A 19,912-nucleotide genomic window follows, 5' to 3' on the forward strand; every position below is an offset into this window, starting at 1 on the left:
GCTCAGCCTCCCGGTCTGTCCGCGCCCACCACCCACAGTGCGAAGAACTGCGATCCACCGCCGTAGGCGTGCCCCAGCGCCAGGCGCGCCCCGTCGACCTGGTGCGCGCCCGCACGGCCCTGCACCTGTCGGGCGGCCTCGGCGAAGCGCAACAACCCTGACGCGCCAATGGGATTGGTGGAGAGCACCCCGCCGGAGGGGTTCACCGGGAGGCGACCGAACAGCTCGGTCTCGCCCGCCTCGGTGAGCTTCCAGCCCTGTCCGGCCTCGGCGAAACCGAGGTTCTCCAACCACATCGGCTCGAACCAGGAGAACGGCACGTAGATCTCGGCCACGTCGACCTGCCGCAGCGGGTCGGTGATCCCGGCGTCCCTCCACAGCGCGGCCGCGGCTTCCCGCCCGGCACGCGGGTTGACCTGGTCGCGTCCGGCGAAGCTGGTCGGCTCGGTGCGCATCGCGGTGGCGTGCACCCAGGCCACCTTGCCCGGCGCGGCTTTCGCGGCGGTCTCGTCGCCGAGCACCAGCGCGGCGGCGCCGTCGGAGGAGGGGCAGGTCTCGTCGTAGCGGATCGGGTCCCACAGCATCGGCGAGGCCTGCACCGACTCCAGGGTGATGCCGGGCTGGCGCAGGTGCGCGTGCGGGTTGAGCGCGCCGTTGCGCCGGTCCTTCACCGCGACCAGCGCGCCGATGTGGCCAGGCGCACCGGCGCGGCGGATGTAGGCGCGCACGTGCGGCGCGAAGTAGCCGCCTGCCCCGGCGTGCACCGGCATGACGAACGGGGTGGGCACCGACAGCGCCCACATCGCGTTGGACTCCGACTGCTTCTCGAAGGCCACCGCCAGCACCCGCCGGTGGATCCCGGCCTGCACCAGGCTGGCCGCGACCACCCCGGTGGACCCGCCGACCGATCCGGCGGTGTGCACCCGCAGCAACGGTTTCCCGTTGGCGCCCAAGGCGTCGGCCAGGTGCAGCTCGGGCATCATGACGCCCTCGAACAGGTCGGGGGCCTTGCCGAGCACCACCGCGTCGATGTCGGCCAGCTCGACCCCGGCGTCTGCCAGGGCGCGGTCAACGGCCTCGCGGCACAGCCCGGCCATGGACACGTCGAGGCGTTTGGCCGCGTGGTGGGTCTGGCCGGTGCCGAGCACGGCCGCGAGCTGGGCCATCAGTCGCCGCCTTCCAGTACGCACACCAGGTTCTGTTGCAGGCACGGGCCGCTGGTGGCGTGGGCCAGGGTCCGGTCGGCCGCGCCGGCGTGGATGTGCCGGGCGGCCAAGCCGATCCGGGACAGTCCGGCGGCGAACATCGGGTTGCCCGCGAGCACGCCGCCGGAGGGGTTGATCCGGGCGTCGTCGAGCCCGAGCTCTTGGCGCAGCAGGATCTCCTGGTGGGTGAACGGCGCGTGCAGCTCGGCCAGCTGGACCCCGTCGCCGCCCGCGGCCCGTGCCGCGGCGACGGCGGAGGGGGCGGCGGTGAGGTCGCGGGAGCCGAGCTGGCCGCTGTCGGTGCGGTGCGCCAGCCCGGTGATCCAGGCCGGTCGGGCGCACAGCTCGCGGGCGCGGTCACCGGCGGCCAGCACCACCACCGAGGCGCCGTCGCTGATCGGCGCGCAGTCGTGTGCCCGCAACGGATCCGCCAGATAGGGCTCTTCCAGAAGCTCGGCGACCGTTGGCGTGCCGGAGAGTTGCGCCTCGGGATTGCCCACGGCGTCGGCGCGGGAGCGGGCGGCCACCTCGGCCATCGCGCGCTCGCTCCACCGCCCCTGCGCCAGGCCGAGCCGGGCCTGGAGTCCGGCGATGCTGACCGAGTCCGGCCACAGCGGGGTCATCAGGTAGGGGTCCAGCTGCAACGCGAGGACCCGGCGCAGCTCACCGGCCGAGGACTTGCCGAAGCCGTAGACCAGCGCGGTGTCCACCTCGCCGAGCTTGAGCCGCACCCACGCCTCGTACAGCGCCCAGGCCGCGTCCATCTCCACGTGCGACTCGCTGATCGGCGGGAACGCGCCGATCGCGTCCACCGCGGAGACGAAGGAGAACGCCCGCCCGGCCAGGTAGTCCGACGATCCCGAGCACCAGAAGCCGATGTCCTGTTTGGACAGTCCGGTGTCGGTGTAGACCTGTTGGAACAGCGGCACGAGTAGCTCGACCCCGTTGCCGGATGCCTCGGTCCGGCGCACCGCGGGGGACTGGGCGAAGGCGACCACGGCGACCTCCGGCACGGCCTGCTCCTCTGCTGGTGGTGGACTACAGGTGGCGGGCGAAGCTGTCGAACGGGGCGTCCGGCGCGCCGGACGGGGTGAAGTGGTCGATGTTCTCCAGGGTGTGGCCCCACTGCTCGCGGGGCCGCCACACCGCGCGCACCCGCAGGCCCATCCGGACCTGCTCGGGCGCGATGCCCAGCACCAGGTGCTGGAACGGGATGTCCGCGCCGTCGAGCAGCACGGCCGCGGCCACGTACGGCGGCGGGATGCGCTGGCCCAGGAACGGCACGTTGACCACGCAGAAGCTGGTCACCGTGCCCTCTTCGGCCAGTCGCACCCAGTCGGTCAGCGGCACCCCGTCGGTGGGGCAGGCGCCGCGCGGCGGGATGTAGACCTGCGCGCACACCGGGCAGCGCTGCCCGGTCAGCTCGCCCCTGGCGACCCCGCGCAGGAACTCGCTCTCCGCGGCGGAGGCGCTGTGCCGGTAGCGCAGGTCGATCGGGCTGACCGTGCCGCGCACGTCCTCGGCGAACTCGCGCACCGGCGGTTCCGGGGTGGCCGTGTCCAGGGGCTCGAAGCAGGCCAGGTCGGTGATCGCGCCGACCGGCTCGGCCGCCCAGCGGGCGCGCACCCGCAGGCCGATGGACATCGACTCCGGGCCGGGCACGTCCACCGCGTGCAGCAGCGCGGTGTCCGCGCCGTCCAGCCGGATCAGCGCCCAGCCGAACGGTCGCTGGAGAGGTTGTCCGGCCAGCGGTTCCGGCTGCCAGGTCCAGCTCAGCACGGTGCCGGTGCTGCCCACCTCGACCAGCTCGGTGAGCGGTCCGGCGGTCACCGGGTCGTACTCGGCTGGCGGCACGTGCACCCGTCCGTCCGCGCCCCGGACACCCAGCACGCGGTGTGCGCGCAGGGCGGTCAGGAAGGCGCCGAGCGTCGGCCCGAGGGAACGGGTGTAGGCGAACTCCACCCGGAGCTCAGCGCTGAGCGGCTCGTGGCTCACGGTCACGGAATTGAGTGAAACACGTTCTCGTTTTTGCGGCAAGATGGTAGGAGACAGCTGACCCGGAAGGACGGTTGTGCACTATGCGACTTGGGTTGCAGCTCGGCTACTGGGGCGCAGGCCCACCGGAGGGAACCCTGGAACTCGTTACCGAGGCGGAGCGGGCTGGGTTCGACGCGGTGTTCGCCGCCGAGTCCTGGGGCTCGGACGCCTTCACCCCGCTGGCCTGGTGGGGCTCGCACACCGAGCGGATCCGGCTGGGCACCTCGGTGGCCCAGCTCTCCGCGCGCAGCCCGGCCGCCTGCGCGATGCACGCGCTGACCCTGGACCACCTCTCCGGCGGCCGGGCCATCCTCGGCCTCGGCGTGTCCGGGCCGCAGGTGGTGGAGGGCTGGTACGGCCAGCCCTTCGGCAAACCCCTGGCCCGAACCAGGGAGTACGTCTCGATCATCCGCCAGGTGCTGGCCAGGCAGGCCCCGGTGCGCAACGACGGCCCGCACTACCCGTTGCCCTACACCGGTCCCGGCGCCCTCGGCCTGGGCCGCCCGCTCAAGCCGATCACCCATCCGCTGCGCGCCGACCTGCCGGTCTGGCTCGGCGCGGAGGGCCCGGCCAACATCGCGCAGACCGCGGAGATCGCCGACGGCTGGCTGGCCATCTACTACACCCCGCGGCTGGCCGGGATGTACCGCGAGTACCTGGCGGAGGGTTTCGCCCGGCCGGGCGCCCGGCGCGGCCCGGCCGAGTTCGAGATCGCGGTCAGCGTGCCGGTGGTGGTCACCGAGGACCCGGCGGCCGAGCTGGCCCGGCTGAAACCGACCTACGCGCTCTACCTGGGCGGCATGGGCGCGCCCACGATGAACTTCCACGCGGATGTGTTCACCCGGATGGGATACGGCGAGGTGGTCGCGGAGGTGACCCGGCTGTTCGGGGCCGGGCGCAAGGAGGAGGCCGCGCGGGCGGTGCCGGATGAGCTGGTGGCCGAGGTGACCATCGTCGGCGACCGGGAGCGGGTGCGCGCGGAGATCGGCAGGTGGGCGGCGGCCGGGGTGACCATGCTGGTGGTCGGCTGCCGGGACACCGCGGCGGTGCGCGCGGTCGGGGAAGCAGTGGCGGTGCGCGCGGTTGGCGCGGCCGTGGCGTCGAGCGGGAACGAGGTGGCGGGATGAGCGAGCCGACCGGACTGTGGACCATCGCCGAGGCCGAGCCGGACCGGGTCGCGGTGGTCGAACCCGACGGCACCGAGATCAGCTACGGCGAGCTGACCAGCCGCGCCAACCGGTACGGACGCGGGTTCCAGGCGCTGGGCCTGGCGCCGGGGGACACCGTGGTCGTGCTGCTGCCCAACTCCGCCGAGCTGCTCGCGGTGTTCTTCGCCGCGTTGCAGACCGGCCTGTACTTCGTTCCGGTGAACTGGCACCTGGTCGGCCCGGAGATCAACTACGTCATCGCCGACAGCGGGGCCAAGGTCTTCGTCGCGCACGAGCGCTTCGCCGAGGCGGCGCGGGCCGCGGTCGAGGGCGACCCGGTGCCGGAAGAAGCCCGGTTCGCGGTGGGGGAGATCGACGGGTTCCGGCCGCTGGCCGAACTGGGCGCGGGCGAACCGGCCGGTCGGCCGGACGACCGGGTGCTGGGCTCGCCGATGCTCTACACCTCCGGCACCACCGGACGGCCCAAGGGCGTGCGCCGCCCGCTCACCGGGGAGCCGGTGGACGAGGTGCCCGCGCGCAACCGGCTGTTCTTCGCCCTGTTCGACCTGCGCCCGCACGAGGGGCACGTGCACCTGTGCGGCTCGCCGCTCTACCACGCCGCGGTGCTCAGCTGCGCGGTCGTCTCGGTGCTCTACGGGCATCCGGTGGTGCTGATGGACGGCTGGGACGCCGAGCAGATGCTGCGGCTGATCGAGCGGCACCGGGTCACGCACAGCCACGTGGTGCCCACCCAGTTCCACCGGCTGCTCGCGCTGCCGGCGGAGACCCGCGCCAAGTACGACCTGTCCTCGCTGCGCAAGCTGGTGCACGGGGCCGCGCCCTGCCCGCAGGAGACCAAGCGCCGGATGATCGACTGGCTCGGGCCGGTGATCGTGGAGTACTACGCGGCCACCGAGGGCGGCGGCGCGGTGATCGACTCCGCGCAGTGGCTGGCCAAGCCCGGTTCGGTCGGCCTGCCCTGGCCGGGTTCGCAGGTCAGGGTGCTGGACGAGCAGGGAGCCGAGGTGCCGGCCGGTCAGCCGGGGCTGGTGTACCTACAGGCCGGGGCGGTGACCACCTTCGAGTACCACGGCGACCCGGAGAAGACCGCGGCCAACCGGGTGGGTGAGCTGTTCACCATGGGCGACATCGGCTACCTGGACGCCGACGGCTACCTGTTCCTGTGCGACCGGCGCAACGACATGATCATCTCCGGTGGGGTGAACATCTACCCCGCCGAGATCGAGGGCGAGCTGGCGGTGCACCCGAAGGTGGCCGACGTGGCGGTCTTCGGCATCCCGCACCCGGACTGGGGCGAGGAGGTCAAGGCGGTGGTGCAACCGGCTGAGGGCGTGGTCGGCGACGCTGCGCTGACCGAGGAGCTGCTCGCCTGGGCCGGGACCAGGCTGGCCAAGTTCAAGCTGCCGCGCAGCATCGACTACCTCGACTCGCTGCCGAGGGATCCCAACGGCAAGCTGTACAAGCGAAGGCTGCGCGAACCGTACTGGGCGGGCCGTGCCCGCAACATCTGACCAGGGAGCCCGGATGAGTCGCCGTGACCAGATCACCATGTCCCCGGCCGAGGTGGAGGACTTCCTCGGCGAGCAGCGCACGCTGGTGGTGGCCAGCCTCGGCCCGACCGGGCACCCGCACGTGGTGCCGATGTGGTTCGCCCTGCTGGACGGGGAGATCGTGTTCTGGACCTACGCGGCCTCGCAGAAGGTGCTCAACCTGCGGCGGGACCCGCGGCTGAGCTGCCTGGTCGAGGCGGGGGACAGCTACGAGAAGCTGCGCGGGGTGTCCATGGAGGGCACCGCGGAGGTGCAGACCGATCCGGCCGCCGTGCTGCGGGTGGGGACCGCGATCCTCACCCGCTACGGCGGCGGCCCGGTGGACGAGGCGGCCAGCGAGCACATCGCCCGGCAGGCGGTGAAACGGGTCGCGATCACCTTCCACCGCAGCCGGATCGCCAGCTGGGACCACCGCAAGCTCGGCCCTGGCGTGTACTGAACGAAAGTCGGCGCGCTGCTGGTCGTTCGTCGGTCTGCCGCGGACCCCTCCGGCCGGTAGGAAGTCGGCATGGAACTGCCGCGCCGCAAGGCCAAGGGACTGTTCGCCGCCGGGGCCGCCACCGTCGCACTCGGCGGATCAGCCGGTGCGGCAACGGGATCCGGCCCGTTCGTGATCCGCGACGCCAGGGTCTTCGACGGCGAACGGGTGCTGCCGCGCGCCTCGGTGCTGGTCGCCGACGGCCGGATCCGCGCGGTCGGCGACCTGCCCGCCTCCGGCGTCCCGGTGCACGACGGCCGCGGCCGGACCCTGCTGCCCGGCCTCATCGACTGCCACGTGCACCTCAACGAGACCGCCCGCGCCGACGCGCTGCGCTTCGGCGTGACCACCGAGCTGGACATGTTCGGCGACCCGTCCGGACTCGCCGAGGCCCGCCGCCAGCGCCGGGGCCACGCCCGCACCAGCCAGGCGGACCTGTGGTCGGCCGGGTTCGGCGTCACCGTGCCCGACGGCCACCCGCGCGGCCCCGGCTTTCCGCGGCTGACCCCGGGCGCGGACCCGGACGCCTTCGTCGGTGAGCGGGTGGCCGAGGGCTCGGACTTCATCAAGCTGGTGATCGAGGACGGCAGCCCGGAACACCCCTTCCCGACGCTCACCCCGGCCCAGGCTCGGGCCGTGGTGCAGGCCGCGCACCGCAGGGGCAGGCTCGCGGTCGCGCACGCCGAACAGTTGCACAACACCCGGATCGCCCTGGACGCGGGCGCGGACGCGCTGGCGCACGTGTGGACCGATGCCGAGGCCCCGCCGGAGTTCGTCGCCGCCCTGCGCGCCGCGGGCACCGTCGTGGTGCCGACCCTGTCCGTCTACGACTGCGGCGCGAGCGCCGACTCCCTCCTGGCCGACCCACGGATCACGCCGTACCTCTCGGCGCCGCAACGGGAGTCCCTGACCAAGCGCAGCACCCGCTGCCGCCCGTCGTTCCTGCGCAACGCCCTGGCCAACATCCGCCGCCTGCGCGCCGAGGGCGTCCCGGTGCTCGCGGGCACCGACGCCACCATGCCCGGCGCCGCGCACGGCCCCAGCATGCTGACCGAGCTCGCGCACCTGGTGACCGCGGGCCTGACCCCGGCCCAGGCCCTGGCCGCGGCGACCTCCTTGCCCGCCAAGCACTTCACGCTGCCCGACCGGGGCCGCATCGCCCGCGGTCTGCGGGCCGACCTGCTGCTGGTCGAGGGCGACCCGACCACCGACATCACCGCCCTGCGCGAGATCCACACCATCTGGAAGAACGGCTACCCGGTCGAACGCATGCCTGCCTAGCATGGCTGGCATGCGAACCATTCGCTGGTGGCAGACCTCGTGACGGCCTAGCGTCAGCGCCGTGAACACACGGATCGCTTTCCTGGGACTGGGCACCATGGGCCTGCCGATGGCTCGCCGCCTGCTCGCCGCGGGCTACCCGCTGACCGTGTGGAACCGTTCCCCGGAACGCGCCACGGCCCTGGCCGCCCGGGTCGCGAGCACCCCGGCCGAGGCGGCCCGGGAGGCCGAGGTCGTGGTGACCATGCTCGCCGACCCGGCCGCGGTGCTCAGCGTTGTCGCCGAGCTGGACCTGCGTCCGGGCAGCACGCTGATCGAGATGTCCACCATCGGCCCGGACGCCCTGCGTGAGGTCGCCGCGCTGCTGCCGGCGGGCGTCACGCTGATCGACGCGCCGGTGATGGGCAGCGCGGACAAGGCCGCCGCAGGGGAGTTGACGCTGCTGGTGGGTGGCCCGGCCGAACCGGTGCTGCCGGTGCTGGAGGTGTTCGGGAAGGTGGTGCGCACCGGGCTGACCGGCACCGGCGCCGCGCTGAAACTGGTGCTGATCAACGCCACGGTCACCGGCGTGGTCGCGATCGCCGAGGCGCTGACCCTGGCCGAGGCGTTCGGGTTGCCGGCGGAACTGGTGCGGGAGGCACTCGCCGGGTCGGCGCTGGGTGGGCTGGCGGCGCGGGCCTTCGCGACCGGGGCGCACTACCCGATCCGGTTGGCGGCCAAGGACTCCCGGCTGGCGGCGGAGGCGGCGGAGCTGCCGCTCGCCGCGCTGGTGGCCCAGCGGCTGGCGGAGTGCCCGGCGGCGGAGGAGGACCTCGGACAGATCGTGCGGCAGTTGCGCGCCCGTTGACCGCCCGCACTGACAGCGGATTCGCCGCCACTCGAACGCTCGCTGCCGCCGACGGCTCACCGCCACAGTCCGCGCCTCGCGTAGCGCCAACACCGCCGCCGCCCGCCCTCGCGCAGGCTGGCCGCCCGGTCCCGCTCGCCGCGACCTCCGCCTCCCGCCTACTCCCCCCGGAACTCCGGCTTCCGCTTCTCCTTGAACGCCTTCGGCCCCTCCCGCGCGTCCTTGCTCGCGAACACCGCCGCCCCCAGCTTCGCCTCCACCGGGAACGCCTCCTCCTCCGCCATGCCCTCCGTCTCCCGCATCGTGCGCAGGATCGCCTGCACCGCAAGCGGTCCGTTCGCCGCGATCGCCGTCGCCAGCTCCAGGGCCTTCGGCAGCGCCTGACCGTCCGGCACCACGTGCCCGATCAGGCCGATCTCCTTGGCCTCGGCCGCGCCGATGTGCCGGCCGGTCAGCAGCAGGTCCGCCGCCACCGTGTACGGGATCTGCCTCGGCAGCCGGACCGCGCTGCCCCCCAACGGGAACAGGCCCCACCGCGCCTCCGACACCCCGAACCGCGCGCTCACTCCCGCCACCCGGATGTCGGTTGCCTGCAAGATCTCCGTGCCCCCGGCGATCGCCGGTCCCTCCACCGCGGCCAGCAGCGGTTTGCTCAACCGGCGGCCTTTCAGCAGGGCCGGGATCACCGACAGGTCGAACCCCTCGCGGAACTGCTCGCTCGGATGGGACTGGGTCATCGCCTTGAGGTCCGCGCCCGCGCAGAACGCGCCGCCCGCGCCGGTGAGCACGCAGGCCCGGATGGCTGGATTGCGGTCCACCTCGTCCCAGGCCTCGCGCATGATCGCCAGCATCGGGCCGGAGAGGGCGTTGCGCGCCTGCGGGCGGTTCATCGTCACCACGAGCACAGCGTCTCGTTGTTCCACCAGGCAGTGCGGAGCGTCAGCGGACATGGAGCTTTTCTCCTCTCCATGGGCTATTGCCGGACAACGATAACACGTTCTACTTTCGAAGCGTGGCCGTCAACATAGCGGATCTCGTCGAACATGCCGTCGATCTCGTCCCCGAGCGCGTCGCCGTGATCTGCGGCGGCCGCCAGGTCAGCTACGCGGAGCTGGAGGAGCGGTCCAACAGACTCGCCCACCACCTGCGGAGGAACGGGGTCGTACCCGGTTCGCACATCGGGGTGCACGCGCGCAACTCCATCGAGGCGGTGGAGGCGATGATCGCCGCCTACAAGCTGCGCGCGGTCGCCATCAACGTCAACTACCGCTATCTCAAGAACGAGTTGCAGTACCTCTACGACAACGCCGACCTGGTCGCGCTGGTGCACGAGCAGCGGCACGGCCCGCTGGTGGCCGAGATCCTGCCGCAGGTGCCCCGGTTGCGGCACACCGTGGTCATCCCGGACGCCTCCGGAGCCGAGTTCGCCGGGGTGTCCTACCGGGACGCACTCGCCGACGGCGAACCGGACCGCGACTTCGCCGAGCGCAGCCCCGACGACCGCTACATCCTCTACACCGGCGGCACCACCGGGCACCCCAAGGGCGTGGTGTGGCGGCACGAGGACGTGTGGCGGGTGCTCGGCGGCGGCATCGACTTCCTCAGCGGCGCCCGGCTGCCCGACGAATGGCAGCAATGCCGTGCGGGCAAGGACTTCGCGCTGGTGCGGCTGCCGGTCGCGCCGCTGATCCACGGCGCGGCGCAGTGGGCCACCTTCCAGAGCCTGTTCGGCGGCGGCACCGTGGTGCTGGTGCCGCACTTCGACGCCGACGAGGTGTGGCAGGTGATCCAGCGGCACAAGGTCAACGTGCTCACCATCGTCGGCGACGCGATGGCCCGCCCGCTGATCGAGGCCTACCACCGCGGCGGCTACGACGCCTCCTCGCTGTTCGCCATCTCCAGCAGCGCCGCGCTGTTCTCGCCCAGCGTCAAGCAGCAGTACCTCGAAGCGCTGCCCAACCTCATGCTCACCGACGCGATCGGCTCCTCCGAGACCGGGTTCAGCGGCATCGGCGTGATCGGCCGCGACGGCCAGCCCAAGGACGGCCCACGGGTCAAGGTGGACGCGGACACCGTGGTGATCGACGAGGCCGGAAAGCCAGTCGCGCCAGGGGTTGTCGGCCGCCTGGCCCGCTCGGGGCACGTGCCGCTGGGCTACTACAAGGACCCGGCCAAGACCGCGACCATGCTCACCGAGATCGACGGCCGCCGCTACGCCATCCCCGGCGACTACGCCAGGGTCGAGGCCGACGGCACGGTGACCCTGTTGGGGCGCGGGAACACCTGCGTCAACACCGGCGGCGAGAAGGTCTACCCGGAGGAGGTGGAGGGCGCGCTCAAGTCCCACCCGGACGTGCTGGACGCGCTCGTGGTCGGCATCCCCGACCAGCGCCTCGGCCAGCGGGTGGCCGCCCTGGTGCAGCCACGACCAGGGGCCGCACCGAGTTTCGCCGCGCTGGACCGGCACGTGCGCGAGCTGATCGCCGGGTACAAGGTGCCGCGCAGCCTGTGGCTGGTCGAGGAGATCGGCCGATCCGTCAGCGGGAAACCGGACTACCGCTGGGCCCAACGCTACGTCGAGGAGCACCGGGATGCGAACGTCGCTGTGTGAGGTGCTGGGCATCGAGTACCCGGTGCTCGGCTTCACCCCGTCCGAGCACGTGGCCGCCGCGATCAGCCGCGCCGGTGGCCTCGGCGTGCTGGGCTGCGTGCGCTACAACCGCGCCGAGGACCTGGACGCCGCGCTGGCCTGGATGGACGCCAACACCGGCGGCCGCCCCTACGGCGTGGACATCGTCATGCCCGCCGCCGCGCCGAAGGAGGGCACCGCGGTCGACCTGGACGCGCTGATCCCGTTGGCACACCGCGAGTTCGTCCAGCGCACCCTGGCCGAGCTGGGCGTGCCGGAGGCCGCGGCGGGCGAGCCCGGCGGGGTGCTCGGCTGGCTGCACTCGGTCGCCCGGTCCCATGTGGACGTCGCCCTCGGCCACCCGATCCGCCTGATCGCCAACGCTCTCGGGCCGCCGCCGATCGACGTCATCGACCGCGCGCACCAGCACGACGTCCTGGTCGCCGCGCTCGCCGGTCGTGCTGAGCACGCGGTCCGGCACGTGCTCGGCGGCGTGGACATCGTGGTCTCCCAAGGCTATGAGGCCGGTGGGCACACCGGGGAGATCGCCACCATGGTGCTGCTGCCGGAGATCGTGGACGCGGTCGGTGGCCGGGTCCCGGTGCTGGCCGCCGGCGGCATCGGCTCCGGTCGCCAGGCCGCGGCCGCGCTCGCCCTTGGCGCGCAAGGGGTCTGGATGGGCTCCTGCTGGCTGACCAGCGCCGAGTACACCCTCGGCGGCCCGAACTCGGCCACCCAGCGGGCACTGCTGGCCGCCCGCTCCAGTGACACCGTGCGCTCGCGCATCTACACCGGCAAACCCGCGCGTCTGCTGCGCACCCGCTGGACCGAGGCCTGGTCCACCCCCGACGCCCCCGAACCCCTGCCCATGCCGTTGCAGAACCTCCTGGTGAACGAGGCCCACCAGCGCCTCGCCGCGGCCGACGACCCCGAGGTGGTGGCCATGCCGGTCGGCCAGATCGTCGGCCGGATGAACCAGATCCGCCCGGTCGCCGACCTGATGGCCGACCTGGTCCAGGAGTTCGACGAAACCGTGCAACGCCTGTCCACGCTCCGCTAACCCGCCCATCGTGTTGGCCGAAGTCGTACGGTGTGTTGGCCGGTGTCGTACGGGGTCTTGGCCGTTCTTGGACGCGCGGCTGCCAGCGCGCGTCCGCAACGGCCAACACACCGTCCCAGTTCGGCCAACACAGCGTGCGAGAACGGCCAACACTCGGGGCTAGGGGTGGCGGAGGAGTTCGGTTCCCAGGGTGCGGAGGTGGGGGGTTGCGCTGCCGAGGGCGAACTCGGCGTGTTTGGCGGCGGTGAAGTAGCGGTGCAGCTGGTGGTCCAGGTCGATGCCGACGCCGCCGTGGATGTGCACCGCGGTGTGTGCCACCCGGTGGCCCGCGTCGGCCGCCCAGAACTTGGCCGTGGCCAGGGACTCCGAGCTGGGCAGGCCCTCGCTGACCCGCCAGGCCGCCTGCCACAGGGTGAGCCGGATGCCCTCGACGTCGATGTAGGCATCGGCCAGGCGCTGGGCCACTGCCTGGAACTGACCGATCGGCCGGCCGAACTGGACCCGCTCGCGGGCGTAGGCCGCGGTCAGCTCCAGCGCCCGCTCGGTGACGCCCAGCTGCAGCGCGCACCAGCCGAGCACGCCCCTGGTGTGCAGGAACTCCACCGCCGCGCCGTCCAGCACCCGGTCGGCAGGAAGCGGCGTGCCGTTGAGCTCCAGCCAGGCCGTGCCCGCGCCGTCCACGACCTCCTGCCGCCGCACCGACACCCGCGGATCCTCCGGCGTCACCAGGAAGGCCCGGGGTCCGTCGGGAGTGTCCGCGGAAACCAGGAACAGCGCGGCGATCCCGCCCGCGGGCACCGCGGTCTTGGTGCCGTTGAGCAGCCAGCCCTCGGCGGTGCGTTCGGCGGTGGTGGCCGACTCGTCGGTCAGCGCCGCGGTCAGCACCGACTCCCCGCTCAGCGCGCCCGGCAGCCAGCGCTCCCGCACCGCCGGGTCGCCGAACTCGGCGATCGCGGAGGCGGCCAGCACGGTGGAAGCCAGATAGGGCACCGGGGCCACCGCCCGGCCCAGCGCGACCAGCACCGAGCACTGCTCCAGCACGCCGTAACCGGAACCGCCCAGCTGCTCAGGAATACCGGCCCCGAGCAGCCCGGACGCGCCAAGATTGTTCCACAGTGGACGGTCGAACCGGTCCGGCCCGGACTCCGCCGCGCGCAGCCGCTCCTGGGTCACCTCGCGCGCCAGGACCTCACCGGCCACAGTGGACAGTGCCTGCTGGGCCTCGGTCATGCTGAAGTCCACGGAGTCTCCCTGGGACAGGATCTAGCGCCGGATGGGCAGGCCGAGGGCGGTGGCGGCCACGATGTCCCGCTGCACCTCGTTGGTGCCGCCGCCGAAGGTCAGGATCAGGCAGGACCGGTGCAGCCGCTCGATCCTGCCGTGCAGCGCGGCCCCCGGCGCGCCCGCGCGCAGTGTCGCGGACGGGCCGAGCACCTCCATCAGCAGCCGGTAGGCCTCGGTGGCCAGCTCGGTGCCGTACACCTTGGTCGCCGAGGCGTCCGCCGGGGTCGGGGCGTGCGCCGCGCCCCAGGCGATCCGCCAGTTCAACAGCTTCAGGTACTCCACCTTCGCGTGCACCCTGGCCAGGTGGATCCGCACCCACTCCTGGTCGGCCACCAGCCCGCCGTCGGGCAGCTTGGTCGCCTTCGCCCAGTCCAGCACCTCCTGCAACGCGGTGCGCAGCGGTGCGGCCGAGGTGAGCGCGACGCGTTCGTGGTTGAGCTGGTTGGTGATCAGCGGCCAGCCCTTGTCCTGCTCGCCCACCAGCGCGCCGGCCGGGACCCGGACATCGCTGTAGTAGGTGGCGCTGGTGCCAGGACCGGCCATGGTGCGCACCGGCGTCCAGGAGAATCCCGGCGCGTCGGTCGGCACGATCAGCACGCTGAGCCCTTTGTGCCTGGGCGCGTCCGGGTCGGTGCGGCAGGCCAGCCACACGTAGTCGGCGTACTGGATCAGGCTGGTCCACATCTTCTGCCCGTTGATGACCCACTCGTCCCCGTCCCGCGCCGCCCTGGTGCGCAACGAGGCCAGGTCGGTGCCGGCCTCCGGCTCGGAGTAGCCGATGGCGAAGTGCAGCTCGCCCGCGGCGATCCTGGGCAGGAAGAAGGACTTCTGCTCCTCGGTGCCGAAACGCATGATCGTCGGCGCCACGCTGTTGAGGGTCAGGAACGGCACCGGCGCGCCCGCGGTGGCCGCCTCGTCGGTGAAGATCAGCTGGTCCAGCAGCGGCCTGGCCTGCCCGCCGTACTCGCGCGGCCAGCCCAGCGCGAGCCAGCCGTCCCGGCCCATCTGCCGCACCACCTCCAGATAGGTGGCGCGGTCGCCGTAGTCCCCGCCGCCGGAGGTCAGCGCCGCCCGGCGCTCCGGTGTCATCAGCTCGGCGAAGTAGGCCCGCAGTTCCGCGCGCAGCTGCTGCTGTTCCCGCGAGTACGCGATCCGCATACCTCGATACTAGAACACGTTCTCGCGAAGAAACACCCGTGCCACTCAGTTGGCCCTTGCTCGGAGTGAGAACACATTCTACTGTCGGTCCCCATCCGAGGCCGCACTACTCGTCGAGGGGTGGACCGGTGAAGGCTGCCGTGCTAAACCAGGTGGGGGACGACCGGCTGGAGCTGCGCTCCGATGTGGCCACGGTCCCGCCGGGCCCCCAGGAGGTGCGGGTCGCGGTGCGCGCCGCCGGCATCTGCCACAGCGACCTGCACGCCATGGACGGCACCCTGCCCGCGCTCGCCCCGGGCGTGCTCGGCCACGAGGGCGCGGGCGAGGTGGTGGAGATCGGCTCCGCGGTGACCGACCTCGCCCTGGGCGACCACGTGCTGATCACCTTCGTGCCGGCCTGCCTGCGCTGCAAGAACTGCCTGCGCGGCCAGCCACACCTGTGCGCGGTGTACGCGATCGAGTCCTTCACCCACCCCCGCTTCACCTCCCGCGACCAGCCGCTGTTCGGCTTCGCCGGCTGCGGCACCTTCGCCGAGGAGCTGGTGGTGCCCGCGCCCGCGGCGATCAAGGTGCCGGATGACGTGCCGTTCGAGATCGCCGCGCTGATCGGCTGCGGCGTGCTCACCGGCGCGGGCGCGGCGCTCAACACCGCCAGGGTGGAACCCGGTTCGACCGTGGTGGTGATCGGCTGCGGCGGGGTCGGCGTGTCCACCCTGCAGGGCGCGCGGATCGCCGGGGCCAGCACGATCATCGCGGTGGACCCGGTGCGGGACAAGCACGAGGCCGCGCTCAAGTTCGGCGCCACGCACACCGGCACGCCGGAGGAGCTGCCCGGCCTGCTCGGCGAGCTGACCGGCGGGGAGGGCGTGGACTACGCCTTCGAGGTGGTCGGCCTGCCCGCCACCATCCGCTCCGCCTGGGACTCCGCCCGCCGCGGCGGCACCGTGGTCGTGGTCGGCGCGGGCCGGGCCGACGCCCAGGTCTCCTTCTCCGCCCAGGAGCTGTTCCTGCACGAGAAGCGGTTGCTGGGCTCCTTCTACGGATCGGCCGACGTCCGCCGCGACTCGGCCAAGATGATCGACTTCTGGCGGGCGGGGCTGCTCGACCTGGACGGCATGATCAGCCGCCGGCTGCCTCTGGATGACATCAACGACGGCCTGTCCACCCTGCCCGGCGGCACGGTGATCCGGCAGATCGTGACCTTCGACTAGGTGGGTGTCGCTTGTGGACAACGGGGTGAGCCTGTCCGGCAAGGTCGCCGTGGTGACCGGCGCCGGCGCCGGGCTGGGGCAGGCCGAGGCGCTGGCCCTGGCGAAGGCCGGGGCGAGTGTGGTGCTCAACGACCTGCCCGGCGCGGCCGAGGAGACCCTGGCGCTGATCCGGGAGGCCGGGGGAGCGGCCACCGTGGTCGCCGGGGACATCGCCGAGCGGGCCACCGCGGACGCGCTGCTGGCCGCCGCGCTGGCCGAGTACGGCGGGCTGCACGTGGTGGTCAACAACGCCGGGGTGCTGCGCGACCGGATGCTGTTCAACCTCTCCGACGAGGACTGGGACCTGGTGGTGCGGGTGCACCTGCGCGGGCACTTCCTGGTGTCCCGCAACGCCAGCGCCCACTGGCGGCAGCAGGCCAAGCACACCGGCGCGCCGGTGTACGGCCGGATCGTGAACACCGCCTCGGAGTCCTTCCTGCTCGGCTCGCCCGGCCAGGCCAACTACGCCGCGGCCAAGGCCGGGATCGCCGCGCTGACCATCTCCACCGCCAGGGCGCTGGCGCACTACGGCGTGCGCGCCAACGCGATCTGCCCGCGCGCCCGCACCGGCATGACCCGGCACGTCTTCGGCGAGGCCCCGGCCGAGGGTCTGGATCCCCTTGACCCGCAACATGTCGCGCCGTTCGTGGCCTACCTCGCCGCGCCCGCGGCCGAGCCGATCAACGGGCAGGTCTTCGTGGTGCACGGCGGCATGGTCGCGCTGCTCGCCCCGCCCAGCGTGGAACAGCGGTTCGTCAGCGCGGGCGAGACCTGGAGCCTGGCCGAGCTGGCCGCCACCGTCGGCGAGTACTTCACCGGCCGCCCGGCCGACCGCGGCTTCGCCTGCACCGAACTGAACGCGCTCCAGGCCCGCCCCTGACCGTCCACAAAGGAGTAGCCATGCCGCTCACCGTGTTGCCGCACCGGGACACCGCGGGCCTGTCCGAGGGCCACCTGCTGATCGACGGCAAGTGGCGGGCCGCGGCCGACGGCGCGGTGTGGCGGCACCGGCACCCGGCCACCGGCGAGGAGATCGGCACCTTCGCGGTGGCGACCGGGTCCGATGTGGACGAAGCCGTGCGGACCGCGCGCCGCGCCTTCGACGACGGGCCGTGGCCCAACGCCCGCGCCGGGGTGCGGATCAGCACCCTGCACCGCTACGCCAACCTGCTGCGCGAGCACACCGACGAGCTGCAACGGTTGCAGGCGCTGGACAACAGCGTGCCGCTGTCCTTCGGCGGGATCTACACCACCTCGGTCGGCGCGGCCGCCGACGTCTTCGACCACCACGCCGGCTGGATCGACAAGCTCGGCGGCGACACCCTGCCGCCGTACCAGGGCGGCGACCACCTGGCGATGACCTTCCGCGAGCCGATCGGCGTGGTGGCCGCGATCCTGCCCTGGAACGCGCCGTTCCTGCTGTTCGCGCAGAAGCTCGCGCCCGCGCTGGCCGCCGGGTGCACGGTGGTGCTCAAACCGTCGGAGTACGCGACCTTCTCCGTGCTGCGCATGGTCGAACTGTTCGCCGAGGCCGGACTGCCGGACGGGGTGGTCTCGGTGGTCACCGGCCCCGGCGAGTCGGTCGGCGAGGCGCTGATCACCCACCCGGCGGTGGACAAGATCAGTTTCACCGGCAGCCGCGCGGTCGGCAAACGCATCGTGGCAGCCTCTGCCGGGACCCTCAAACGGGTTTCCCTCGAGCTGGGCGGGAAGAGCCCCAGCCTGGTCTTCCCGGACGCGCCCAACGTCGGCCTGGCCGGGATGACCTCGATGGGCACGGTCACCATGGGCCTGTCCGGCCAGGCCTGCGTGGCGCACAGCCGGGCCCTGGTGCACCGGGAGGTCTACGAGGAGTTCCTGGCCGGCGCGCAGATGATGGCCGCCGCGATCACCTACGGCGACCCGTTCGACGCGGGCACCCTGGCCAGCCCGCTGATCAACGAACGTCAGCTGGCCCGGGTGCTCGGTTACATCGACCGCGGCCAGGAAGAGGGCGCGCGGCTGGTCACCGGCGGGTCCAGAGTGGACGGTGAGCTGAGCACGGGCAACTTCGTGCAGCCCACCATCTTCGCCGACGTGGGCAACGAGATGGTCATCGCGCGGGAGGAGATCTTCGGCCCGGTGCTCGCGGTGGTCCCGTTCACCGACGAGGACGAGGCGATCCGGCTGGCCAACGACACCGAGTACGGCCTGGGCGCCGGGATCTACACCGCCAACGCCCAGCGCGCCTTCCGCCTCGCCCGCAAGCTGCGCGCCGGCACCATCGGCATCAACGGCTTCACCGTCGAACCGCACCTGCCCTTCGGCGGCTTCAAGCAGTCCGGGCTGGGCCGCGAGGGCGGGCGCAGCGCCTTCGAGGCATACACCGAGCTGAAGACCGTGCTGCTGCCGCTGACCGAGGAGCTGATGTGAGGCTGGACGGCAAGGTCGCGCTGGTCACCGGGGCCGCCAGGGGCCTCGGCGAGGCGGTCGCCCGCCGGTTCGTCGCCGAGGGCGCGCGGGTGGTGCTGGCCGACATCGCCGACGACACCGGCACCGGCCTGGCCGCCGGCTCGGGCCCAACGCCCGATATCGGCACCTGGACGTGGGTTCCGAGGACGACTGGGCCGGAGTGGTGGCCGAGACCGTCGCTGACTTCGGCGCGATCGACGTGCTGGTCAACAACGCCGCCGTGCTGCACTTCGCGCCGCTGGCCCAGACCACGCTGGCCGACTACGAGCGGGTGGTGCGGGTCAACCAGGTGGGCTGCTTCCTGGGCATGCGCTCGGTGATCCCGGTGATGACCGAGGCCAGGCGCGGCTCGATCGTCAACCTGTCCTCTGTGGAGGGTTTGGCCGGGATGCCGACCCTGTCCGCCTACACCGCCAGCAAGTTCGCCATCCGCGGCATGACCAAGGTGGCCGCGCTGGAACTGGCCGCGCAGGGGGTCCGGGTCAACTCGGTGCACCCCGGCGCGATGGACACCGGCATGGCCAGTGAGGCGCTGGGCGGCATCGAGCTGGACCGCGACGCGATGGGCAAGCTGGTGCCGATGAAGCGGATCGGCCAGCCCGCGGAGGTGGCGAACGTGGTGCTGTTCCTGGCCAGCGACGAGAGCTCCTACTGCACCGGCGGGGAGTTCGCCGCCGACGGCGGGGCCACCGCGACGCACGCGTTCGGGGTGGTCGGGTGACGGCTTCCCCGGTGGGGCAGGGCTTTCCCGGCCTGGCGGCGTTGCGCCAGGTCGGGCGGATGGCCGTGCTCTCCTGGGAGGTGCTCCTCTGCCTGCCGCGCAGGCCCTTCCCGCTGGCCGAGTCGATCCGGCAGGCCTGGTTCTTCGCCAGCGTCACCATCCTGCCCACCGCGCTGGTCGCGATCCAGTTCGGCGCGGTCATCTCGCTGCAACTGGGCTCGCTGACCCAGCAGATCGGCGCGCAGTCCTTCACCGGCGCGGCCGGGGCGCTGGCCATCATCCAGCAGGCCAGCCCGCTGATCACCGCGCTGCTGGTCGCGGGCGCGGGCGGATCGGCGATGTGCGCGGACATCGGGGCGCGCACCATCCGCGAGGAGATCGACGCGATGGAGGTGCTCGGCGTCTCCCCGGTGCACCGGCTGATCCTGCCCCGGGTGCTCGGCGCGATGCTGATCGCGCTGCTGCTCAACGGGGTGGTCAGCGTGGTCGGCGTGCTCGGCGGGTTCTTCTTCAACGTGGTGCTGCAGGGCGGCACGCCCGGCGCCTACCTGTCCAGCTTCTCCGCGCTGGCCCAGCTCTCCGACCTGTGGATCAGCGAGTTCAAGGCCTTCCTCTACGGCTTCGTGGCCGGGATCGTGGCCGCCTACCGCGGCCTCAACCCCTCCGCAGGCCCCAAAGGCGTCGGTGACGCGGTGAACCAGGCCGTGGTGATCACCTTCCTGCTGCTGTTCCTGATCAACATGGTGATCACCGGCGTGTACCTGCAACTCGTCCCGGCCAAGGGCGGGTGAA

General features: G+C 72.6%; 17 protein-coding genes and 1 pseudogene. 12 read left to right on the plus strand and 6 right to left on the minus strand.

Features of this window, described 5'->3' with window-relative positions; all coding sequences use genetic code 11:
- Nucleotides 1–2: 2 nt before the first annotated feature.
- From N8J89_RS13185 to N8J89_RS13195, 3 genes are read right to left on the minus strand one after another with little or no spacing between them, the layout of a single operon-like run.
- The gene (locus N8J89_RS13185) at nucleotides 3–1,166 is read right to left on the minus strand and encodes a thiolase family protein (protein WP_283664631.1); all 1,164 of its coding nucleotides are present in this window, start codon (nucleotides 1,164–1,166) and stop codon (nucleotides 3–5) included.
- Nucleotides 1,166–2,218: a thiolase family protein gene (locus tag N8J89_RS13190; RefSeq protein WP_283664632.1), complete on the minus strand. Its 1,053-nt coding sequence runs from the start codon at nucleotides 2,216–2,218 to the stop codon at nucleotides 1,166–1,168. Before N8J89_RS13190 ends, N8J89_RS13185 begins: the two co-directional genes overlap by 1 nt.
- Before the next feature lie 25 nt (nucleotides 2,219–2,243).
- On the minus strand, nucleotides 2,244–3,200 hold the full coding sequence (locus tag N8J89_RS13195) for a Zn-ribbon domain-containing OB-fold protein (RefSeq protein ID WP_283666152.1): 957 nt from the start codon (nucleotides 3,198–3,200) through the stop codon (nucleotides 2,244–2,246).
- Nucleotides 3,201–3,283: 83 nt separating this feature from the next.
- Between N8J89_RS13195 and N8J89_RS13200 the strand changes: the two genes are divergently transcribed.
- The 5 genes from N8J89_RS13200 to N8J89_RS13220 all read left to right on the plus strand — a co-directional run bounded on the left by N8J89_RS13200 (nucleotide 3,284) and on the right by N8J89_RS13220 (nucleotide 8,567).
- A complete protein-coding gene (locus tag N8J89_RS13200) occupies nucleotides 3,284–4,369 on the plus strand; it encodes an LLM class F420-dependent oxidoreductase (RefSeq protein ID WP_283664633.1) in 1,086 nt (361 codons plus the stop codon).
- On the plus strand, nucleotides 4,366–5,922 hold the full coding sequence (locus N8J89_RS13205) for an acyl-CoA synthetase (RefSeq protein ID WP_283664634.1): 1,557 nt from the start codon (nucleotides 4,366–4,368) through the stop codon (nucleotides 5,920–5,922). The genes N8J89_RS13200 and N8J89_RS13205 overlap by 4 nt, the downstream gene beginning before the upstream one ends.
- Before the next feature lie 13 nt (nucleotides 5,923–5,935).
- Nucleotides 5,936–6,400, plus strand: coding sequence for a pyridoxamine 5'-phosphate oxidase family protein (locus N8J89_RS13210; protein WP_283664635.1), 465 nt, complete (start codon nucleotides 5,936–5,938; stop codon nucleotides 6,398–6,400).
- 69 nt (nucleotides 6,401–6,469) lie between these two features.
- Complete coding sequence (locus N8J89_RS13215) at nucleotides 6,470–7,720, plus strand: amidohydrolase family protein (RefSeq protein ID WP_283664636.1); 1,251 nt, start codon at nucleotides 6,470–6,472, stop codon at nucleotides 7,718–7,720.
- Nucleotides 7,721–7,781: 61 nt separating this feature from the next.
- On the plus strand, nucleotides 7,782–8,567 hold the full coding sequence (locus tag N8J89_RS13220) for an NAD(P)-dependent oxidoreductase (RefSeq protein WP_283664637.1): 786 nt from the start codon (nucleotides 7,782–7,784) through the stop codon (nucleotides 8,565–8,567).
- Between the two features lie 158 nt (nucleotides 8,568–8,725).
- Here the strand turns inward: N8J89_RS13220 and N8J89_RS13225 are convergent, their stop codons facing one another.
- Nucleotides 8,726–9,517 carry a crotonase/enoyl-CoA hydratase family protein gene (locus N8J89_RS13225; protein ID WP_283664638.1) on the minus strand — a complete coding sequence of 264 codons (792 nt, stop codon included), beginning with the start codon at nucleotides 9,515–9,517 and terminating at the stop codon, nucleotides 8,726–8,728.
- A 62-nt stretch (nucleotides 9,518–9,579) separates the two neighbouring features.
- Here N8J89_RS13225 and N8J89_RS13230 point away from each other — a divergent pair, with 62 nt between their 5' ends.
- The gene (locus tag N8J89_RS13230; protein ID WP_283664639.1) at nucleotides 9,580–11,178 is read left to right on the plus strand and encodes an acyl-CoA synthetase; all 1,599 of its coding nucleotides are present in this window, start codon (nucleotides 9,580–9,582) and stop codon (nucleotides 11,176–11,178) included.
- Nucleotides 11,159–12,256, plus strand: a complete 1,098-nt coding sequence (locus N8J89_RS13235; protein ID WP_283664640.1) for an NAD(P)H-dependent flavin oxidoreductase — start codon at nucleotides 11,159–11,161, stop codon at nucleotides 12,254–12,256. The genes N8J89_RS13230 and N8J89_RS13235 overlap by 20 nt, the downstream gene beginning before the upstream one ends.
- Nucleotides 12,257–12,415: 159 nt before the next feature.
- Here the strand turns inward: N8J89_RS13235 and N8J89_RS13240 are convergent, their stop codons facing one another.
- Together N8J89_RS13240 and N8J89_RS13245 are read right to left on the minus strand one after the other, a co-directional pair.
- Entirely contained in the window at nucleotides 12,416–13,498 is a 1,083-nt protein-coding gene (locus tag N8J89_RS13240) for an acyl-CoA dehydrogenase family protein (RefSeq protein WP_283664641.1), read from the minus strand.
- 21 nt (nucleotides 13,499–13,519) lie between these two features.
- Nucleotides 13,520–14,698: an acyl-CoA dehydrogenase family protein gene (locus N8J89_RS13245; RefSeq protein WP_283664642.1), complete on the minus strand. Its 1,179-nt coding sequence runs from the start codon at nucleotides 14,696–14,698 to the stop codon at nucleotides 13,520–13,522.
- Between the two features lie 140 nt (nucleotides 14,699–14,838).
- Here N8J89_RS13245 and N8J89_RS13250 point away from each other — a divergent pair, with 140 nt between their 5' ends.
- The 5 genes and pseudogenes from N8J89_RS13250 to N8J89_RS13270 all read left to right on the plus strand — a co-directional run bounded on the left by N8J89_RS13250 (nucleotide 14,839) and on the right by N8J89_RS13270 (nucleotide 19,911).
- The gene (locus tag N8J89_RS13250) at nucleotides 14,839–15,909 is read left to right on the plus strand and encodes a zinc-binding dehydrogenase (protein ID WP_283664643.1); all 1,071 of its coding nucleotides are present in this window, start codon (nucleotides 14,839–14,841) and stop codon (nucleotides 15,907–15,909) included.
- Nucleotides 15,910–15,934: 25 nt separating this feature from the next.
- Nucleotides 15,935–16,828: a 3-oxoacyl-ACP reductase gene (locus N8J89_RS13255; RefSeq protein WP_283666153.1), complete on the plus strand. Its 894-nt coding sequence runs from the start codon at nucleotides 15,935–15,937 to the stop codon at nucleotides 16,826–16,828.
- Nucleotides 16,829–16,848: 20 nt separating this feature from the next.
- Nucleotides 16,849–18,360, plus strand: a complete 1,512-nt coding sequence (locus N8J89_RS13260; RefSeq protein ID WP_283664644.1) for an aldehyde dehydrogenase family protein — start codon at nucleotides 16,849–16,851, stop codon at nucleotides 18,358–18,360.
- A pseudogene (locus tag N8J89_RS13265) lies at nucleotides 18,357–19,120 on the plus strand (glucose 1-dehydrogenase). Before N8J89_RS13260 ends, N8J89_RS13265 begins: the two are co-directional and overlap by 4 nt.
- 59 nt (nucleotides 19,121–19,179) lie before the next feature.
- The gene (locus N8J89_RS13270) at nucleotides 19,180–19,911 is read left to right on the plus strand and encodes an MlaE family ABC transporter permease (protein ID WP_283666154.1); all 732 of its coding nucleotides are present in this window, start codon (nucleotides 19,180–19,182) and stop codon (nucleotides 19,909–19,911) included.
- Nucleotide 19,912 lies beyond the last annotated feature (1 nt).

It is taken from the genome of Crossiella sp. CA-258035 (assembly GCF_030064675.1).
Lineage (GTDB): Bacteria > Actinomycetota > Actinomycetes > Mycobacteriales > Pseudonocardiaceae > Crossiella.